At 40.0% G+C, this 17,508-nt stretch carries 19 protein-coding genes and 2 pseudogenes; 14 read left to right on the top strand and 7 right to left on the bottom strand.

All coding sequences use genetic code 11. The annotated features are described in order from the left end of the window. The first annotated feature begins 60 nt into the window (after positions 1 to 60). Entirely contained in the window at positions 61 to 828 is a 768-nt protein-coding gene (locus V7L20_RS21675; RefSeq protein ID WP_334746075.1) for a phosphatase PAP2 family protein, read from the top strand. 234 nt (positions 829 to 1,062) lie between these two features. On the opposite strand, the gene V7L20_RS21670 is transcribed toward V7L20_RS21675, so the two are convergent. Continuing rightward, complete coding sequence (locus V7L20_RS21670; protein ID WP_334746074.1) at positions 1,063 to 2,076, bottom strand: metal ABC transporter solute-binding protein, Zn/Mn family; 1,014 nt, start codon at positions 2,074 to 2,076, stop codon at positions 1,063 to 1,065. Positions 2,077 to 2,130: 54 nt separating this feature from the next. Here V7L20_RS21670 and V7L20_RS21665 point away from each other — a divergent pair, with 54 nt between their 5' ends. The 5 genes from V7L20_RS21665 (at position 2,131) to V7L20_RS21645 (ending at position 6,195) form a co-directional block, all read left to right on the top strand. Next, entirely contained in the window at positions 2,131 to 2,859 is a 729-nt protein-coding gene (locus V7L20_RS21665; protein ID WP_334746073.1) for a metal ABC transporter ATP-binding protein, read from the top strand. Beyond that, entirely contained in the window at positions 2,859 to 3,743 is an 885-nt protein-coding gene (locus tag V7L20_RS21660) for a metal ABC transporter permease (RefSeq protein WP_334746072.1), read from the top strand. The genes V7L20_RS21665 and V7L20_RS21660 overlap by 1 nt, the downstream gene beginning before the upstream one ends. A 162-nt stretch (positions 3,744 to 3,905) precedes the next feature. Continuing rightward, positions 3,906 to 4,652 carry an ATP-binding cassette domain-containing protein gene (locus V7L20_RS21655; protein ID WP_334746071.1) on the top strand — a complete coding sequence of 249 codons (747 nt, stop codon included), beginning with the start codon at positions 3,906 to 3,908 and terminating at the stop codon, positions 4,650 to 4,652. Between the two features lie 8 nt (positions 4,653 to 4,660). Next, the gene (locus tag V7L20_RS21650; protein WP_334746070.1) at positions 4,661 to 5,293 is read left to right on the top strand and encodes an ABC transporter permease; all 633 of its coding nucleotides are present in this window, start codon (positions 4,661 to 4,663) and stop codon (positions 5,291 to 5,293) included. Continuing rightward, on the top strand, positions 5,293 to 6,195 hold the full coding sequence (locus tag V7L20_RS21645) for a glycine betaine ABC transporter substrate-binding protein (RefSeq protein WP_334746069.1): 903 nt from the start codon (positions 5,293 to 5,295) through the stop codon (positions 6,193 to 6,195). The genes V7L20_RS21650 and V7L20_RS21645 overlap by 1 nt, the downstream gene beginning before the upstream one ends. Before the next feature lie 63 nt (positions 6,196 to 6,258). Here V7L20_RS21645 and V7L20_RS21640 read toward each other — a convergent pair whose 3' ends face one another. From V7L20_RS21640 to V7L20_RS21630, 3 genes are all read right to left on the bottom strand, one after another. Further along, positions 6,259 to 6,888: a Uma2 family endonuclease gene (locus V7L20_RS21640; RefSeq protein ID WP_334746068.1), complete on the bottom strand. Its 630-nt coding sequence runs from the start codon at positions 6,886 to 6,888 to the stop codon at positions 6,259 to 6,261. 70 nt (positions 6,889 to 6,958) lie between these two features. Further along, entirely contained in the window at positions 6,959 to 7,474 is a 516-nt protein-coding gene (locus V7L20_RS21635; protein ID WP_334746067.1) for a GNAT family N-acetyltransferase, read from the bottom strand. Beyond that, positions 7,475 to 7,786 carry a type II toxin-antitoxin system TacA family antitoxin gene (locus tag V7L20_RS21630; RefSeq protein ID WP_334746066.1) on the bottom strand — a complete coding sequence of 104 codons (312 nt, stop codon included), beginning with the start codon at positions 7,784 to 7,786 and terminating at the stop codon, positions 7,475 to 7,477. 193 nt (positions 7,787 to 7,979) lie between these two features. Between V7L20_RS21630 and ggt the strand changes: the two genes are divergently transcribed. Then, positions 7,980 to 9,803, top strand: coding sequence for a gamma-glutamyltransferase (gene ggt, locus V7L20_RS21625; RefSeq protein WP_334746065.1), 1,824 nt, complete (start codon positions 7,980 to 7,982; stop codon positions 9,801 to 9,803). A gap of 55 nt (positions 9,804 to 9,858) precedes the next feature. Here ggt and V7L20_RS21620 read toward each other — a convergent pair whose 3' ends face one another. After that, positions 9,859 to 10,122 (bottom strand): hypothetical protein, encoded by a 264-nt coding sequence (locus tag V7L20_RS21620; RefSeq protein ID WP_334746064.1) that lies wholly within the window; start codon positions 10,120 to 10,122, stop codon positions 9,859 to 9,861. Between the two features lie 591 nt (positions 10,123 to 10,713). On the opposite strand from V7L20_RS21620, the gene V7L20_RS21615 reads away from it, so the two are divergent. Continuing rightward, complete coding sequence (locus V7L20_RS21615) at positions 10,714 to 11,394, top strand: hypothetical protein (RefSeq protein WP_334746063.1); 681 nt, start codon at positions 10,714 to 10,716, stop codon at positions 11,392 to 11,394. Between the two features lie 285 nt (positions 11,395 to 11,679). Here the strand turns inward: V7L20_RS21615 and V7L20_RS21610 are convergent, their stop codons facing one another. Next, complete coding sequence (locus V7L20_RS21610) at positions 11,680 to 12,276, bottom strand: DUF1802 family protein (RefSeq protein ID WP_334746062.1); 597 nt, start codon at positions 12,274 to 12,276, stop codon at positions 11,680 to 11,682. 142 nt (positions 12,277 to 12,418) lie between these two features. On the opposite strand from V7L20_RS21610, the pseudogene V7L20_RS21605 reads away from it, so the two are divergent. From V7L20_RS21605 to V7L20_RS21590, 4 genes and pseudogenes are all read left to right on the top strand, one after another. Then, positions 12,419 to 12,634, top strand: a pseudogene (locus V7L20_RS21605) (hypothetical protein); the annotation flags it as partial. A 660-nt stretch (positions 12,635 to 13,294) separates the two neighbouring features. Next, positions 13,295 to 13,424 (top strand): annotated as a pseudogene (locus tag V7L20_RS21600) (CHAT domain-containing protein); the annotation flags it as partial. 53 nt (positions 13,425 to 13,477) lie between these two features. Beyond that, on the top strand, positions 13,478 to 14,032 hold the full coding sequence (locus V7L20_RS21595) for a 2'-5' RNA ligase family protein (protein ID WP_334746061.1): 555 nt from the start codon (positions 13,478 to 13,480) through the stop codon (positions 14,030 to 14,032). Positions 14,033 to 14,152: 120 nt separating this feature from the next. Beyond that, entirely contained in the window at positions 14,153 to 14,356 is a 204-nt protein-coding gene (locus V7L20_RS21590) for a hypothetical protein (RefSeq protein ID WP_334746060.1), read from the top strand. A 49-nt stretch (positions 14,357 to 14,405) separates the two neighbouring features. Here the strand turns inward: V7L20_RS21590 and V7L20_RS21585 are convergent, their stop codons facing one another. Beyond that, positions 14,406 to 14,594 (bottom strand): hypothetical protein, encoded by a 189-nt coding sequence (locus tag V7L20_RS21585; protein ID WP_334746059.1) that lies wholly within the window; start codon positions 14,592 to 14,594, stop codon positions 14,406 to 14,408. Positions 14,595 to 15,131: 537 nt separating this feature from the next. Between V7L20_RS21585 and V7L20_RS21580 the strand changes: the two genes are divergently transcribed. Then, a complete protein-coding gene (locus V7L20_RS21580) occupies positions 15,132 to 15,950 on the top strand; it encodes a peptidoglycan-binding domain-containing protein (protein ID WP_334746058.1) in 819 nt (272 codons plus the stop codon). Positions 15,951 to 16,224: 274 nt separating this feature from the next. Beyond that, the gene (locus V7L20_RS21575; protein ID WP_334746057.1) at positions 16,225 to 17,412 is read left to right on the top strand and encodes a TRC40/GET3/ArsA family transport-energizing ATPase; all 1,188 of its coding nucleotides are present in this window, start codon (positions 16,225 to 16,227) and stop codon (positions 17,410 to 17,412) included. The last annotated feature ends 96 nt before the right edge of the window (positions 17,413 to 17,508 follow it).

Below are 17,508 nucleotides of genomic sequence, written 5' to 3'. Positions count from 1 at the left end.
TCTAGTGATAGATGACATTGAGAAACAAATTTTACATTAATTAATAATAACAAACTTAATATGGAAAAAGTGAAAAAAGCCAATAAAGAGATTCAGTCGCCTCTTTCTTTTATTAAAAACCTGTTGATTGCCCATTGGCGATCGCTCTTACTCCTCTTAATAGGAGTTTACTTACCTTTGCAGATTTTTGAAATTCTGACAGTGAAGATATGGGAAAATAAAGCTGGCTTCCCGTGGGATGTGCCTATTTTGTTAGCGGTTCATTCTACAGCAAACCCACAGCTTGATGTTTTAGCCGTGACGCTAGCGATAATTGGAGAGCCTTGGATGGCAATACCGATTTTAGGCGCGATCGCACTCATATTATTACTTCAAAAGCGCTGGCGATCGCTAGCTTATTTACTCACTGTCTCAGCAGGAAGTGTGATCATCAACCGCACAGCAAAAGAATTAATGCATCGAGTACGTCCACAATTGTGGCAGTCCATTGCGCCTGAGTCTAGTTTTGCATTTCCCAGTGGTCATGCTATGGCAAGTATAACTGTAGTAGTAATTTTGCTATTTTTAACTTGGGATAGCTCCTGGCGCTGGTTTGCTTTCATCTTCGGCAGCTTATATATAATAGCTATTGGGTGGTGTCGTCTCTATCTGGGGGTACATTTTCCCAGTGACGTTCTGGCAGGTTGGATGGTTGCATTAGGTTGGACAATTGGCGTCAGTCTAATTATCAAACCCTATATAACTATAGCCAAATCCGTAGATGGCGAACGCCCAGAGGATGAAACTACCTTACTCCCTGAAGAAAGAAAGTTGATAACTGAGGAATGATACAGCAGTTTTATTTTGCATGAAGGAGAATCTAGTTCACCTTTTTTCAAAAGCTTAAAAGTAACTATTATTTATATAAAAATGTTTATATAAAAACTTCTCCAAACTACTAATTTAGCTTGGGGAAGTGGTAATAGTTACTGTTTATCGCACCAAAAATATTTTGTTTTTGGATTGCCTTAATATAAGGATAACCATTCTTAAAATTACAAAATGCAAGAAAAAACCAAAGTATTATTTAAAGCTCGTATACTTACCTCCTAAACCTTCCACAATCGTGCGTGTATTGGCAATTAACATTCCTTGGTAAGTCTCACCCTCTGTTCCTTTTTCGCCCAAACCATCAGCAAACAATTCTCGGTCTGAAACCTTAACTTTTGCTTCTTTTGCTACCGCCTCTATGAGTTTCGGGTTAATTGTCGTCTCTGCAAAAATCGTCGGTACACCCTGTTTTTTAATATAGATTGCTAATGCACCCACTCGTGCAGGTGTCGGCGCTTCTTCTGTACTAATACCCCCTAACGCCCCTTCAATAGGAATTCCATAAGCTTTAGAATAGTAACCAAAAGCATCATGGGTTGTCACTAATTTGCGTTGCTTGGGTGGAATTGTGGCAATCTGGGATTTAATCCAGCTATCTATCTGGCTGATTTCATTTGTGAGTTTTTGCGTTTTGCTGGTATAGATTGCAGCATTATTTGGGGCTACCTTTATTAATTCTTGGGAAATTACCTGTGCTATGGCCATACCATTTTTGGCATTGTGCCATACATGAGGGTCGGTAACAGTTTTACCATCTTCGTCAAACTGCTGGGGTTTGGGTACTGCAACTTCATCTACAGCCACCTTAGGAGCAGGATTTGAGGTAGCTTTTATTAGCTTGATTAAACCAGGTTCAAAATTATAGCCACCGTAGAGAATTAATTTGGCCTGCTCAATTGCTTTGCTATCCTCTGGTTTTGGTTGATACACATGAGGATCTGAGCCTGGATCAATTAAGCACTTGAGGTCAATGGTGTCGCCTGTGATTTCTTTAGTTAAGCCACAAGCAACGGTATTGGTGGCGACTACTAACGGGCCTTTACTACTGGTTTCTGGTGCTGGTGAAGCCCCAGTTTGAACAACAGATGCATTATCAGGAGGCGTGGGAGTCGATTGACTGGTTTGTGATGTTGGACTACATCCAAATACCCCGCATGTTAAGGCAAGAGCCGCTAAGGATTTTAATCTGAGTTTGTAAGATATCATAAATTTGATCACTTCAGGTATATTGATTATCATTATCATACAAATGGTAAATTTATGTTAGAAGTTAAAAATTTAGCTGTAAATTATCGGGGAGTCACGGCGGTTGAGGATGTGAGTTTCTGTTCCTTTCCGGGACAAATTGTGGGTGTGATTGGCCCCAATGGTGCTGGTAAAAGCACGATGGTGAAGGCGATTTTGGGCTTAGTACCAACCACAAGTGGAGTTGTGAAGTTTCGATCTCGCGCTTTGAAACAACAATTAAATTCTGTTGCGTATGTACCACAGCGATCGCAGATTGACTGGGATTACCCGATAACAGTCCAGAATGTAGTGATGATGGCCCGGACTGTCCATACAGGCTGGTTTCGCGCACCATCACGGTCATCTCAAGAAATAGTCAAAGACGCTTTGGCAAGGGTGGGGATGCTACAGTTGCGATCGCGTCAAATTGGAGAATTATCAGGCGGACAGCAACAGCGAGTATTTTTAGCACGAGCTTTAGCACAACAAGCAGAATTATTATTTTTCGATGAGCCATTTGTTGGAGTTGATAAAAAGACACAAGCTATCATGTTTGAGGTATTTGAAGAACTAAAATCACAAGGTAAGATTTTGCTGGTAGTCACTCATGATTTAGGCACTACTTTGAACAAATGTGACCAGTTACTGTTATTGAATAAACAAATAGTTGCTAGCGGTTCGCTGAAAGAGGTGATGACAGCAGATAATATTCAACGTGCTTATGGAGATAATATATTTATATTAAATAGGGAAGCAGTTTAATGTTGAATTGGCTAATTGAACCCTTAAGTTTTGAGTTTATGCGGGGAGCTATTATCACAGCAATTCTATTGGGGATTCTTTGCGCTGTTGTCGGTAATTATCTGATTGTTCAACGTATGGGAATACTTGGTGATGTAATTGCTCATGCGGTTTTACCAGGACTAGCTATAGCCTTTTTCTTAGGCATCGATATTTTCTTAGGTGCTTTTATCTGCGGAACTCTTAGCACTTTTGTAATTGCCTGGATTCAATCTCAATCTCGCATCAAAGTTGACGTGGCAATGGCGTTAGTTTTTTCAGGTTTTTTAGGCTTGGGTATCATGCTAGTTACTTTATTAAAAAGCAAATTAGACCTGCATGAATTTTTATTTGGTGATATTTTGAGCGTGACTACAGATGATGTAAAGCGGACTGTAATTATTACAGTTGTTGTCTTGCTTTTAATTAAATTATTTTACAAAGAATTGTTATTTTACACTTTTGACCCACTTGGTGCTAAAGCTAGTGGGTTACCAGTTAACTTAATTCATTTTGCTCTAAATGGTGCTATTACTTTGACGATTGTTGCTAGTATGCAAACTGTGGGTGTGGTCTTAGTTGTTTCCCTGCTGATTGGCCCAGGAATTACAGCTTATTTGTTAGTGAAAGAATTACACCAAATGATGCAATTAGGCGCAGTTATTGGTGTAATTAGCAGTGTAACTGGAATGTATATTAGCTACTATTTGAATGTTCCATCAGGTGCAGCTATAGTTTTAGTTGTTTCTGTACTATTTTTATTAGCACTATTTTTTAGTCCTAATCAGGGAATTTTGACCAGACCAGAAATGGCTGATCAAAGAGCTAGGCTATTTAGCCAGTTCAAATCTCAAAAGACGAAATGATGTAAAAGGGACTCTTTACTGGGGATTAAGGATTGGGGATTGGGTATCAAGTCGAAAATTAATCTAAAAACTGTATAGAGCAACTTGTCTGGCAAATTGGGCGTTAGCACGCTAGCAAAATCAGCACATAATACAATAGCTAGCCTCCACCAAAAGCCACTCATGCCGCAAAATAACCAAACTGCTGTAGAATTCCGTAATGTCACCTTTAGCCGCAATCATCGCCCATTGGTGTCAAATCTCAATTTCACCATCAGCCAAGGAGAAGCACTAGTATTACTTGGGCGCAGTGGTAGCGGCAAAACCACGACAATGAAGTTAATTAATCGCTTATTTACACCTACACAAGGCGAAGTTTTATTTGATGGTATTCCCACAATTCAATGGGATGAAATTAAACTGCGGCGAAAAATTGGTTACGTCATTCAAGAAATTGGTTTATTTCCTCATTTCACGGTTGAACGCAATGTGGGTTTAGTCCCATCTTTAGAAGGTTGGCAACCTAAACAAATCAAAACGCGGGTTTATGAGTTGTTGCAATTAGTAGGCTTAGAACCAGCACAATTCGCTGGGCGTTACCCGCATGAACTTTCGGGAGGACAAAGGCAAAGAGTCGGTGTAGCTAGGGCATTAGCGGCAGATCCACCTGTGTTGTTGATGGATGAACCCTTTGGCGCACTCGATCCAATTACGCGCTTAGAACTACAACAAGAGTTTCGGCATTTGCAGCAAGAGTTAGGCAAAACAGTTGTTTTCGTCACCCACGATATTCAAGAAGCTTTTGTCTTAGCATCGAGAATTGGTTTAATGTATGGCGGAGAATTGGTAGTATTGGGGACGACAGATGAATTTATGCGATCGCAACACCCAGAAAGCCTTGCCTTTCTCCAATGTCTGCGTTCCCTGTAAAATACTTTATGAAAAATTTCTTCCTCGTTAAGTATGCTCCAGAAATTCTTCAGCATACTCTAGAACACTTATTTTTGGTAGGCATTGCAATTGGAATTGCTATAGTTTTAGGCATTCCATTAGGTATTTTAATTACACGTAAAACTTATCTTCGCCAACCAATACTTGGCATAGCGAATATTTTCCAAACTATTCCTAGTTTGGCGCTGTTTGGCTTACTCATTCCTGTTCCGATAATTGGCGGAATTGGTGCAGTACCAGCAATTGTTGCCTTGATTGTATATTCCTTGCTGCCGATAATTCGTAACACTTACACAGGTATTACTAGCGTAGATCCCGCGATTCGAGAAGCTGGCAGAGGCATGGGAATGACAGATAGAGAATTGTTATTGCAAGTTGAGATTCCCTTAGCAATGGGAGTAATTTTAGCAGGAGTGCGAGTCGCAACAGTAATTGCCATTGGTATTGCAACTATTGCAGCAGCAATTGGTGCTGGTGGTTTAGGAGTGTTTATTTTTCGCGGCATATCAGTAGTAAACGATCAGTTAATTTTAGCTGGTGCAGTTCCGGCGGCGGCAATTGCATTACTAGCTGACTTTGCAATTGGCTGGATGGAAAATAAATTAAAAATTAAAAGTTAATGAAAAGATTTTTGACATTTTGCTTTTTAACTTTTGCTATCTTACTCTTAATCGCTGGCTGCACTCCGAATTCAAATAGTAGTAGCGGCGGTAATATTATCGTTGCTTCCAAAGATTTTACCGAACAAGATATTTTAGGTGAACTGTTAGCACAGCAAATTGAGGCGACAACTAATTTAAAAGTAGCTCGTCGTCCCCGCCTGGGTGGTTCTTTTGTTTGTCATAATGCTATTACTGCTGGCAAAATTGATGCATATATTGAGTATACAGGCACAGCTTTTACTGGAATCTTAAAGCAAAAAGCAGTTAATGATCCGAAAGAAGTTTATCAAAGGTTAAAACAAGCATACTCCCAGCAATTCAATCTGGAAGTGATGCCAAGTTTAGGTTTTGAAAACACTTTTGCGATGATTGTCCGGGGTGATGATGCCAAGCGCTACAATATTCAAACTATCTCCCAAGCTACTCAATATACACCACAGTGGCGTGGCGGTTTCGGCTATGAGTTTTTAGAACGGGAAGATGGTTTTCCAGGATTAGCGAAAGCTTACAATTTGCGTTTTGCTAAATCTCCGCAAATTATGGACTTGGGTTTGATATATCGTGCTTTGATTCAAAAACAAGTAGATATGGTGGCGGGTAATTCTACTGATGGGCAGATTTCTCGCTTGGGTTTAGTTGTCTTAAAAGATGATAAACATTATTTTCCACCTTACGAAACTGTCCCAATTATCCGGCAAGAAATATTAAGAAAATATCCCGAATTAAGAAATGCGATCGCTTCACTTGCTGGAAAAATTTCGGCAGATGAAATGCGACAGTTAAATTATTTAGTTGAGGGGGAATTACGTGATATTAAAGATGTTGTCCAGGAGTTTCGTAAATCGAAGGGATTAAAATAATTTGTAATACTCGCCTCCCGCAAGAAGCAAGCTACGTAATTCGTAATTAGTTTAAACATTGTACTACTGCTGTTCCCGCAAAAAGTTCTTTAACCACCTAATGACTTCACTTGTTGTTTGCTCGTTTGCCATTTGGAGACATTGCTGTACAATTTCTCTCATGTTAGGAAAGTAGCTGCTTTCTGTAAGCACATAACTTTCTGCTTGCAATCGATAAATTAATAACCGATTATTCTTTAATATCCAAACTTCTGGCACTCGATAAGGCAATAAATCGTTAACGTCAGTGTAACTTGTCACATCTATTTCAATTGCTAAATCTGGTGGTGGATCTGACTCCCAATTAATTCTTTTTTTGCCAACTACTGCTCTGCAATTTTCAATGTAAAAGCAAAAGTCTGGCTCAATACCGCTAATTTCTGGCAAGCTCATGGTAATAGGCGTAAATGACTCGTATATGCGGTTTAAATGGTCAAGTAGAGCTATTACTATCAATGCCAGTAAACTCGCATCTCTTCCATGCTCTGGTAGCGGTGCCATTAGTAAAATTTCTCCAGGTCGATATTTTATCCGAGGCGAGGAGCGATCGCCTAGTTGCTGACTCAATATTTGATAGTCTTTCCAGTCTCCTAAAAGCTTCAACACCGCGCCAGGTGGTAACTCGATTCTTTCTGGTGTAATTATAGTATTCATATTTGCCTGTTTCACCAATTTCAGTTAGCCAGTAGATTACAAGATACATGAGAAAGTTATTTGGCATTACTTATGCAAACATTTTTTCGATTGTTGCCATCATCAGAAACAACCGATAAGGAAATTTAGTAAATTGAATAAAATTAAAATGCTCATAAAAACAGCGACCTTTGTCGTCTTTGGCATCAACAACTACAGCTATTGTGGCAATTTCGTTTTGTAGACTGCGATACAGTGCATCCATTAACAGCATTTCCCCAAGCCCTTTTTTTCGATGGTTTTTATCAACTGCTAATCGACCTAAAAGAGTTGCGGGAACATTTGGATATTTTGGCAGCTTCTTTGTTATCTCAACTGGCAATTCATCAAATTTAATACCTGTTGATGAGAGTGTGTAATAGCCAGCAATGATTCCAGAACTTTTTTCAATTAAAACAAAGGGAGCAGCCATCCGCTTACGAGCATCTTGTCCGGCTTGCTGTTTTAAATAAATATCCAGTTTCTCAACATCGCAAGAAAAAGCCGCCCGGTCTTGCTTTCCTAGCGGCTCTATTAAATAATCATCAAAAGTATCAGGTAATGCCACTTATACACCCATGTTTTGTTTATAGCGTTGAGCAGCCGCCTTTAATTTTGCACTTGGTTCTCGTGGATTAAGCAGTGCTTCCACAAAAATTTCTTGGTCTTGTCTGCTTAAGATCATCATTTCATTTTCCTGGATAATCTGTTTAGCAACCTTCATAACACTGCTAATCACAAAATCTGTTAATGTCCGACCTTGAATCTCAGCAGCACACTGGAAAATTTCTTTTTGCTCTTTACTGATACGAGCTTCCAGACGTTCAGTCTTGGAGCGCGTTAAATTTGCTTGGCGGCTTCGAGCCGGAGTATTAACCATGATAGCCTCTATATGCTGAGAATAAGTTTACCAAAAAAATTAAATGTACGGCATTTGTCCTTACAAATTCAGAGTAACAAATATAGATACAAATTTCAACAGGATTTAGCGATCGCCCTACGACCGCTCAACCAACAAGTAAGCAATGTATAAAATGCTCTGCTAGGCGGTAGGCTAAGAAATATCAAACAAAATGGCAATAAAAATGCTTACTAGTGTCAAACCCAAGCAAGTTGCAATCACAATCTTTTCTTTGAGCGTCTTGCTTTACAGCCAAGTGGCATCAGCCGCCTTAACTTTACCTTTACGCAGCAAAAAGGGGATGGTGGTTTCAGCCCATCCCTTAGCAAGTGAAGCAGGAATTTTGATGTTACGCAAAGGTGGTAATGCTGTGGATGCAGCCGTAGCTACAACCTTTGCAATTTCAGTGGTTGAACCTTTTTCAGCCGGAATCGGCGGCGGTGGATTTTTGCTGATGTACTCGGAGAAAACTGGCGAGATAAAAGCGCTAGATTTCCGCGAACGCGCACCTCTGAAAGCTACAAGAAATATGTATTTAGACGCAAAAGGAAAGGTGCGCCCTAATGCAAGTATTAATGGTTATTTGGCAGTAGGCACACCAGGAACGGTGGCGGGACTTTATGAACTGCATCGTCGCTATGGTAAGCTTTCTTGGCAAGAGGTAATAAAACCTGCGATCGCACTTGCTAAAGATGGCTTTATTCTTGGCGATGTAGCAACGTGGCGTTTTCTGCAAACGAACCAATCCCGCAAGCAAGTAATTCTCAACAATCCAGCAGCGCGGGAAATTTTCACTCGCAATGGTGAGTTTTATCAACCAGGTGAGAAGCTGGTGCAGCGTGATTTGGCAGGTACTTTAACAGAAATTGCCCAAAATCCCCAAAGTTTTTACACCGGAAATATTGCTCGTGCGATCGCTTCTGATATGTCAAAAAATGGTGGTTTAATTACTCTAGAAGACCTCAAAGCTTACAAACCAATCTGGCGCAGTCCCATTTGTGGAAACTTTCGCAAAGCTAAAATTTGCTCAATGCCACCACCTTCATCAGGAGGTGTTCATCTATTGCAGATTTTAAATATTATTGGTGACACTGATTTGAAATCCTTAGGATGGCATCATCCCGACGCTATACATTTAATGGTAGAAGCAATGAAGATTGCTTACGCTGATCGCTCAGAATATTTAGGCGATCCTGATTTTGTCAAAGTTCCTGTACAACAACTGCTCAGTGCAGCTTATGCCAAAAAACGCCGTGAAGAAATTAATATGCAAGTGGCTAGACCTTCGACCGAGGTCAAGCCAGTAGACAAAGAAACACTACAACGTTTTAGTCAAGCCAATAATCACAGTTTAGGAGAAAATATCATTCCATCATCCGATCGCTCTGTTAAACTGCACGCGACGCGGTATGAATCTCCCGAAACCAGTCATCTTAATGTTGTGGATGATGAACGCAACGCCGTAAGTCTGACTTTCACGATTAACCTTGGTTTTGGTGCTGGTGTAGTGACACCGGGAACTGGAATTGTCCTCAACAATGAGATGGATGACTTTGCTTCTGCGCCAGGAGTGCCTAATGCCTTTGGTTTGGTTGGTAACGATGCCAATGCGATCGCACCTCGTAAGACTCCCTTATCCAGCATGACTCCCACAATTGTCACAGAAAATGGTCATTTCCGCATGGCAGCAGGTGCGCCTGGTGGTAGCACTATCATCACCCAGGTTTTGCAAGTGATTCTAAATGTACTGGAATACAACATGGATGTTGGTGCGGCTGTTTCTGTTCCACGCATACATCATCAATGGCTTCCAGATGAGTTGCGCGTCGAATCCTGGGGTTTGGATGCTCTCACTGTGCAAGACTTACGGCGTCGGGGACACAAAATAAAAGAAACTACTCCTTGGGGTAATGGTAATGCGATCACTGTCACATCTGATGGAACTCTAGAAGGGGCCGCTGATCCTCGCGGTGAAGGTTCCCCCAAAGGTTTGTAAGCGAGTCAAAGACTATGAAGACGCACAGACGCCAAGAATTACAAATGACTATTGACTATTGATTTTGGCTTGTTGATTCTACGTAGCTGCTACTGCCAAACTCATTTGCCCGTGCGCTAGGTACTAGTGTCCAACCTGCTTTGAGAAGTTTTTGATAAGTTGCCCAACCTTTAGAACCATTTGGTATTTGATAATCTGGGACTTTAAAATGTCCAAAAGCTGTGTAAGGACGCCAAGGTTGATTGGGTTCTGTCTGCAAATACAAAATTTTCTCTCCGTCGCCACCAAATTTAGGTAACCAGCACATTTGTCGATGCATTGCAAACTCCTTCTACTTTCTAGTTAATCATGCATAATTACAGATTTTTGTCAAGCTAATTATCACTCTTGTGGGATACTTTTTTGCCTAATGCTTTAGACAAAGTGTAATTAAGTTATATCCATTTCAGGATAATTACTTAACAACTCATAGCTTGCAAGACATCTGCTAGAGGGACATGAAGATGAACATGAACAGCTTCACTCACCTTATTTATCAGGTGAGATTTTTTTAATGTTATCCGCGTTATTTAGGATTGTGTGTAACAATAACTACTATTTTTTCTAAAGTTCGCAATTAGACTATTTGTTTTTCTAATTAAATACATAAAGCCTATTGCCGATTTCGGAAATCACTTATAAAACTGAATAAGTGGGCATGATAAAACCCGTGTAAAACCTGTGTATATTTAGTTTTGTCAAAACTGTGGAATCACCAATGCATAAGCTATTGGCTGATTTTACATTTCGTCACATAGCTTGATTTTTGAACTCAGATTTACTTTATATCGATTCTCTTTCTTCGCCTTCTTTTTTTGGCGAATGTATTGACAATCACTAGTATCTTTTTGAAGGAAATATTGGATTTAATATGAAAACCGTCGATAGTTACATAATTCAAAAGCAAATTAAACTGGCTAAACACCCTCTTTTCAACCAAATTACTAGAGAGAATCCTCTAGAAAGTATAAAATTGTTGGCTCAATACTTAAGCTTCTGGGTTATGTCTTTTCAGGACGTAATACGAATAAACGAGATGCAAATTACTGATAGTAAAATCCGTAAAGTTGCTCACCATCATTTAGTCGAGGACATGGGGCACGAGCAATGGTTTTTAAGCGATCTTCAACAGTTGAAAGTTGAAGAACCTAATCTTAAACTGCTATATAGCCGAGATTATATTTTCACCCGCGATGCTACCTATGCCATAATATCAGAGGTTTTTCGAGCTGGTAGTGATATTGAAAGAGTTGCTTTGATAATGAGTCTTGAATCTACAGGTCACATCTTTTTTGAGTACACTGCAAGCTTGGTGAAACAAGTCAGTTATTCTAGAAACCTCAAGTACTTCTCAATATATCATTTAGATGTTGAAAATAACCACGAAATTTTTGAGCAGGAAATGCAAAATTTCTTAAATAGTATTTATCTTTCTGAAGATGAAGAGAAAAAAATTTGTCAGATCGTTGACCGTGTGTACCAAGCTTTCACAATTATGTTTGATGGCTTTAAGCTTTTATTAGGTAAACAAAGCAAGATCAAGGTTTGTTAAAAAATTCGTAATACTCGCCTCCGGCGAGAAGCAAGCTACGTAATGACGCTTTTACGTCGCTCTAAGCGTACCCCTGCTCTCAAGCAAGCTACGCGTACGTAGCGTCTGGTAGAGAAGCTATGCCGTACGGCTTTACGCTGCGCTAACGTAATTCGTAATTGAGAGGCAGGGGGCAGGGGGAAGAGGACAAGGGGACAAGGAGAAAGACTTATTGCAAGTTCTCATCTTTTGTCACCTTGTCTCCCCCTGCCCCCCTACTTTTTCACAACCCGTAATCTTGGGTTATCAGAAAGAGGGAGCATACAACTTATCGCCGACAATCTGGCGAATTGTCTTGACTAGTTGAGTGTATGCAAAGTCAGATAAAACTGGTTTTGCTCCTTGTAAGTTAATTGGTTGATCTAAATCAATCCATGACTTGCAACCGCCGTATTTAGATTGGTAGGGAATTTCTTGTTGAGGTAGTTTATATGTCCGTAGGAGGAGAATATAAAGTGGCTGGCGTGGTTTCCATTTAAGGCGATCGCTAATAAAATGCTCGTTCCAAATATGGAAGGGAAGCAAGGTATTAACAATAGACTCATCGCTAACTGGCAAAATATCTGTAATTTCAGCCCAACTGCATATAGGCACTTTCTCTGGATGCCAACCTGATGTTACTGGATAAATGCAATTGGCATACTCAGCTTTCAACATGAAAGCTTGTTGATGTTCATAGGTAGGGTAAAGCAAAATTTGCTTGTGGGCAACTTGGAAATGTCCATTTCGTTCATGAATACCGCCTTTGCGGAGCAACATAATTGTTTTGCCAGTTTCTAAAGCATTTATGGCAACTGCCCATTCTTTGAGCGCATGAAAAGTTGTAGTCAATTCCATTAGCATCTATTGTAACTATGATTTAATTTCAAGCTAAGACCGATAACGTGTGAAACTATCTAGGGGAATGAATTAGGAAACATTTATGGAGAAGCGATGTCTATGACGGGCTACGCCTATGCTAGGTACTTCTGAAGTCCAAATCGTTCATAATTGTACACTTGCTCAGTTAGCTTTAGCGTGGTTAATTGTTCAGCCCTAAACAAATGCGTAGACGCAAAGCAGCTTGTCGTTAGACATCGCGGGGGCACATTATCCTGAACAAGTACTAAACAACGCATTAGTCGTCCAATTGGCAGAAATTGATACCATTAGACGTATTGTCACCGACCATCTGGATAACAGTCCAATTATGTGGAATTAGTGACAATGCAGTTTGGTTAGTTGTCATTTGTCATTTGTCATTTATTACTTATACTGAGCAAAGCCGTAAAGCCTGCGGCATAGCTACGCTTAGGGTGCAGCCTAAGAAGAGAAGTATTAGTCATTAATAAAAGAGATACCACGTCTTTTGTGGGCGTGGTTTGAATTACCGATATGATTAGTTTTTTCGACCACTCAATCACTTGCTGTGGTCATCGCTTGGGGCGAAGTATGTATCAAAAACTCTTTATCAAACCGGATTCCTATAGATTGCAAAACCTAACAAAAAGTCAACTTTAGTAAACAAAGGGTTGCAACTCACAAACTAAGCGGTAAATTAGATAGTAGGACACCACACAAAAAACCAAAATAAAAGGGTAAATGACTTAGTGTCCCCTGTCATCAACCCAAGCAAATTTCAGCAGATAAAGTATAGAAGTGGTAAAAAGCCAAATTTAAAAGGCAAAGCCAAATTCTAAAGGGGAAAAACGCAATAATGCTGAGTTTGTTAGTTGTTTAGTCAACCTTAGTTATTAATTTTCAATTACTTAATTAGTTTAACAATTTGAAACCTGTAAACTCGATAAAACCTGGTCAACCTCGACCAGGTTTTTGGTATTTATTGTAATAAAATCTATTCCACAGTCAGAGTAAAACCATAGTAGAGTTATTAGTTTTGAGTGCTTGCCAGAGAGCGACAGGAGACAAACGTGTAGCACTGGGTCTTTGGGGCACGCAATACCATAGCTTCCCTGTGGCAGATTGGCGATGGCTCGACAGCAATGTTTGTTAGTACCTGCTTATATATTAATTGGGAATTGGTTGTAATTTGGAGATAAACTAAATGAGCCGTTTTTTTGTCGCCCTCTTACTACCACAAGAGATTCAAGACTACGCCAACCAGATTAAGCAGTACTTTGCCGATTGCTATGTTAGTAGTGGGGCGCTTAAATCTCCCCCTCATATTACCCTGCAACCACCTTTTGAATGGGCAGATGATAACTTGCCACTGCTAGAAGCATCCTTGAAGGAATTTGCTAGTAGACAACAGCCAGTAGCAATTACACTCAAAGGCTTTGATGCCTTTGCGCCTCGTGTCATATACATTAATGTAGTCAGAAGTCAAGAACTTTTGACTTTGCAAGCTGATTTAATCGCTTACGCAGAAATCAACTTGGAAATCGTTGACAAGGTTTCTAAAACTCGCCCTTTTGCTCCCCATATAACGGTTGCATTTCAAGATTTAAACAAGCAAAACTTTAAAGCTGCTTGGCCAGAATTTGAAAAGCGTCAGTTGCATTTTGAGTTTACTGCCGATAAATTAACGCTACTGCTTCACGACGGTAAGCGGTGGAATATTAAATCGGAGTTTGGTTTTCTGGCAATGAATAACGTCTAAAGTGTATGGTTACATTACTTTTACTTTAGCTTTGCCTGCGAGTCATAGCCATTACCGCGTTAACCATAAGCTTTGGCAAATCTCCCAAAGTTGGTAAAATGTCTTCTGCCGAATAAACCAGTGGCAGATCATCTCCAAGCCATACCCAAATCTGTTGGCGAGTTATATCTATTAGCCAAGCTAATTGCGTTCTGTTGCCAAGACAATGGAGAATTTTCTTTTGCAAGTTTAAGGTGCTTTGGTCAGGAGAGTGAATTTAAATTAACCAGTCAGGCGCTCCCTGTAGAGGGCCATCTTTATCGGCAAGGCGATCGCAAACTATAACGGAAATATCTGGTACTGGGGAGTAGGGAGGTAGAATACAACGCAGTTCTTACACGGCTTCAAACCGCTCAATATGACGATTTATGTAATTCACTAAATTACGTTGTAACCGCGAGTGAAAAAGGGTTGGCATTGGTTTTTCCAGCGCTTGCCCGTTAATTAACTCCCATGCGGGGGAAGCCTCAATGTTATGTTGAGAGAGAAACTCGGCTAAAGGAGTCTTTGCAACTGACTTCATGATGAGTCTTCCTCAAATTTTACCACTTATGAGAGCATAGATTCTTGCCGCATTTTAATATTAAACTACTTCCAACTCAGTAATATATAGTAACTGCCAACCCTACAATCAATAAAGGGCGATCGCGCTACTTAAAATTACTAAAATCGACGATCTTACAGCCTTATTTGCCTAATTTTGTCTGGAGCATTGTCGTTAGAATGGCATGTAATGTATGCGATCACTATTTAGAAGCAACCTGAAGTGATCGCCTACCAACACTTATAGGACTTACGCAAAAACTCTTCTTACTCTTATTCCTCCGTGTTCTCTGCGTCGCGCCAGTTGCTACCTTGCCTTAACGCTAAGAGCGAACAAGTCTCTTAACTGCAAGGGCGCACTGGCTTCTCTGTGGTTCGTTCCGTTACCTTTGCGTAAGTCCTGACTTAAAACCACTTTTCTTTTTCCTGGTGTGTAATCACCGACGCTAAACGTCTTAAAGAGTTGTACCCTGGTGTCACACATCGTTTAACTTTTGAAACGTTTTGCAAACAAGACATGTTAGATTTATTTATTTATACTTACATATTTTTTGTCAAACAAGATACATTAAATGGTAGTTTAGTAGCAAAGGAACCAAAAAGTATGGCTATTAGTAGCCCTCAAGTCATCCGTCATATATTGATTGGGCTGGGATATTTAGCTCCTGAAATAGACCCTAACCCGGATCTGACTAAATTTGCTCCGTGGAAGCAAAATAACAACTCCTTGACAGATGATCCTACCGAAGAAGCAATTAAAAAGTTTCAGAAACAGTATCCACAAAAACTTGCAGTTAATGGTAACGCTGATGCCCAGACTCGAACTGTAATGGAAGAGACAGTCATCGGACTTCAGAATAGATTGAAGTTTCATGGTTTTGCAACCAATACTGAAATTCCTCCAGATAAGCCTTTTTATGGACCAGCCACTTATACAGCAGTCAAGAAATTTCAGAAATCTCAGGGTTTAACTGAAAATGGCATTGCCACTATTGAACAGCGTCAAATTCTACAGCAACCTACTCTTACAAACAAGCCGCAGTCACAGATTAAACTGATAGATTTATTGGCTCAATTCAAAAAGAATTCTCAAAATCCTTCTTACATCGCAGCCCTAAATAGCTTACAACAAAATCTACCCAAGGACGTTTTGCACAAAGTTACTAACAAATGGAGAGGGACAAATGATCAAAATCCTGAGATTGTCAAGCTGACAAATGTGTTCACTTATTATGATGACAACAATCAAAACCATCGTGATGCACTAACTCACTTACAAAGTCAGCTCACCCCAGCCATATATAAAGAATTTATTACTCTCTGGAATAAAAAGTAAGCTAACTGTAAAAGTCACGTCCCACAAAGAACTAAAGTTCCTTGCTAATAGCAAAAGTCATCTCTTGACGACTAAAATATACCCCAAAATCCTTAGTCTAATTCAGTAAAATTTAGCTATTAGCCTTGAATTTTAATTCTAGGCGGGTGAGTCAGCCAACAGTTAAGCTATTCAAACTGTTCACGCCTTGACGGAGTGAAACAGCATTTATTTTCCTAAACAGTCGATAATGTAAATAAATGTAATAAAATCCTCAGGCAGGACAAAAGCATCTATGCGTGTAATTTTGATGACCGGTAAAGGCGGCGTGGGCAAAACTTCCGTTGCTGCTGCAACTGGACTCCGTTGTGCAGAACTAGGCTATCAGACATTGGTTTTAAGTACAGATCCCGCTCATTCCCTGGCAGACAGTTTTGACATGGAACTGGGACATGCACCCCAAAAAATTCGCCCAAATCTGTGGGGTGCTGAACTGGATGCGCTGCAAGAACTGGAGGGAAACTGGGGTGCTGTGAAACGTTATATTACCCAAGTTTTACAGGCAAGGGGTTTAGAGGGCGTACAAGCAGAAGAATTGGCAATTTTACCAGGGATGGATGAGATTTTTGGTTTGGTAAGGATGAAACGCCATTACGATGAGGGTGAGTTTGATGTTTTAATTATCGACTCAGCCCCCACGGGCACTGCACTGCGCTTACTGAGTTTACCTGAAGTCGGTGGCTGGTATATGCGCCGTTTTTACAAACCATTTCAAAACATCTCGGTAGCACTTCGACCTTTGGTTGAACCTCTTTTTAGACCAATTGCTGGTTTTTCGCTACCAGATAAAGAGGTGATGGATGCACCTTATGAATTCTACGAACAAATTGAAGCTCTGGAAAAAGTATTAACAGATAATACTCAAACCTCAGTGCGTCTGGTAACAAATCCCGAAAAGATGGTGATTAAAGAATCTCTGCGTGCCCATGCTTATCTGAGTTTGTATAATGTTGCAACAGATTTAGTTGTGGCTAATCGGATTATTCCTAGCGTTGTCCAAGACCCATTTTTCCAGCGTTGGAAAGAAAGTCAGGAGCAATATCGCCAGGAGATTCATGATAATTTCCACCCTTTACCTGTGAAAGAAATTCCTCTATTTTCTGAAGAAATGTGCGGTTTAGCTGCTTTAGAACGTCTGAAAGAAACTCTTTATCAAGATGAAGATCCAACTCAGGTTTATTACAAAGAAACGACTATGAGAGTCGTACAAGAGGAAAACCAATACAGCTTAGAAATTTATTTACCTGGGATTCCGAAAAACCAAGTTCAACTGAGTAAAAATGGAGACGAATTAAACATTACTATTGGTAACCACCGTCGTAACTTAGTTTTACCTCAAGCCTTAGCAGCACTACAACCAGGAGGGGCAAAGATGGAAGATGACTATCTTAAAATTCGCTTTACAGACAATATAAAAGTTTAATGTTGCTACGGCGATGCTTGACAAGAAGTCAAGACTAGAAAGCAAGATTTTTTCTTGTAGCTAATACAGACGCAATTCTTTAGCGTCTGTTTTTGT

It is taken from the genome of Nostoc sp., assembly GCF_036916735.1.
Taxonomy (GTDB): domain Bacteria; phylum Cyanobacteriota; class Cyanobacteriia; order Cyanobacteriales; family Nostocaceae; genus Nostoc.
The sequence above is the reverse complement of the archived record's forward strand: the minus strand, read 5'-3'. Positions and strand labels throughout refer to the sequence as shown.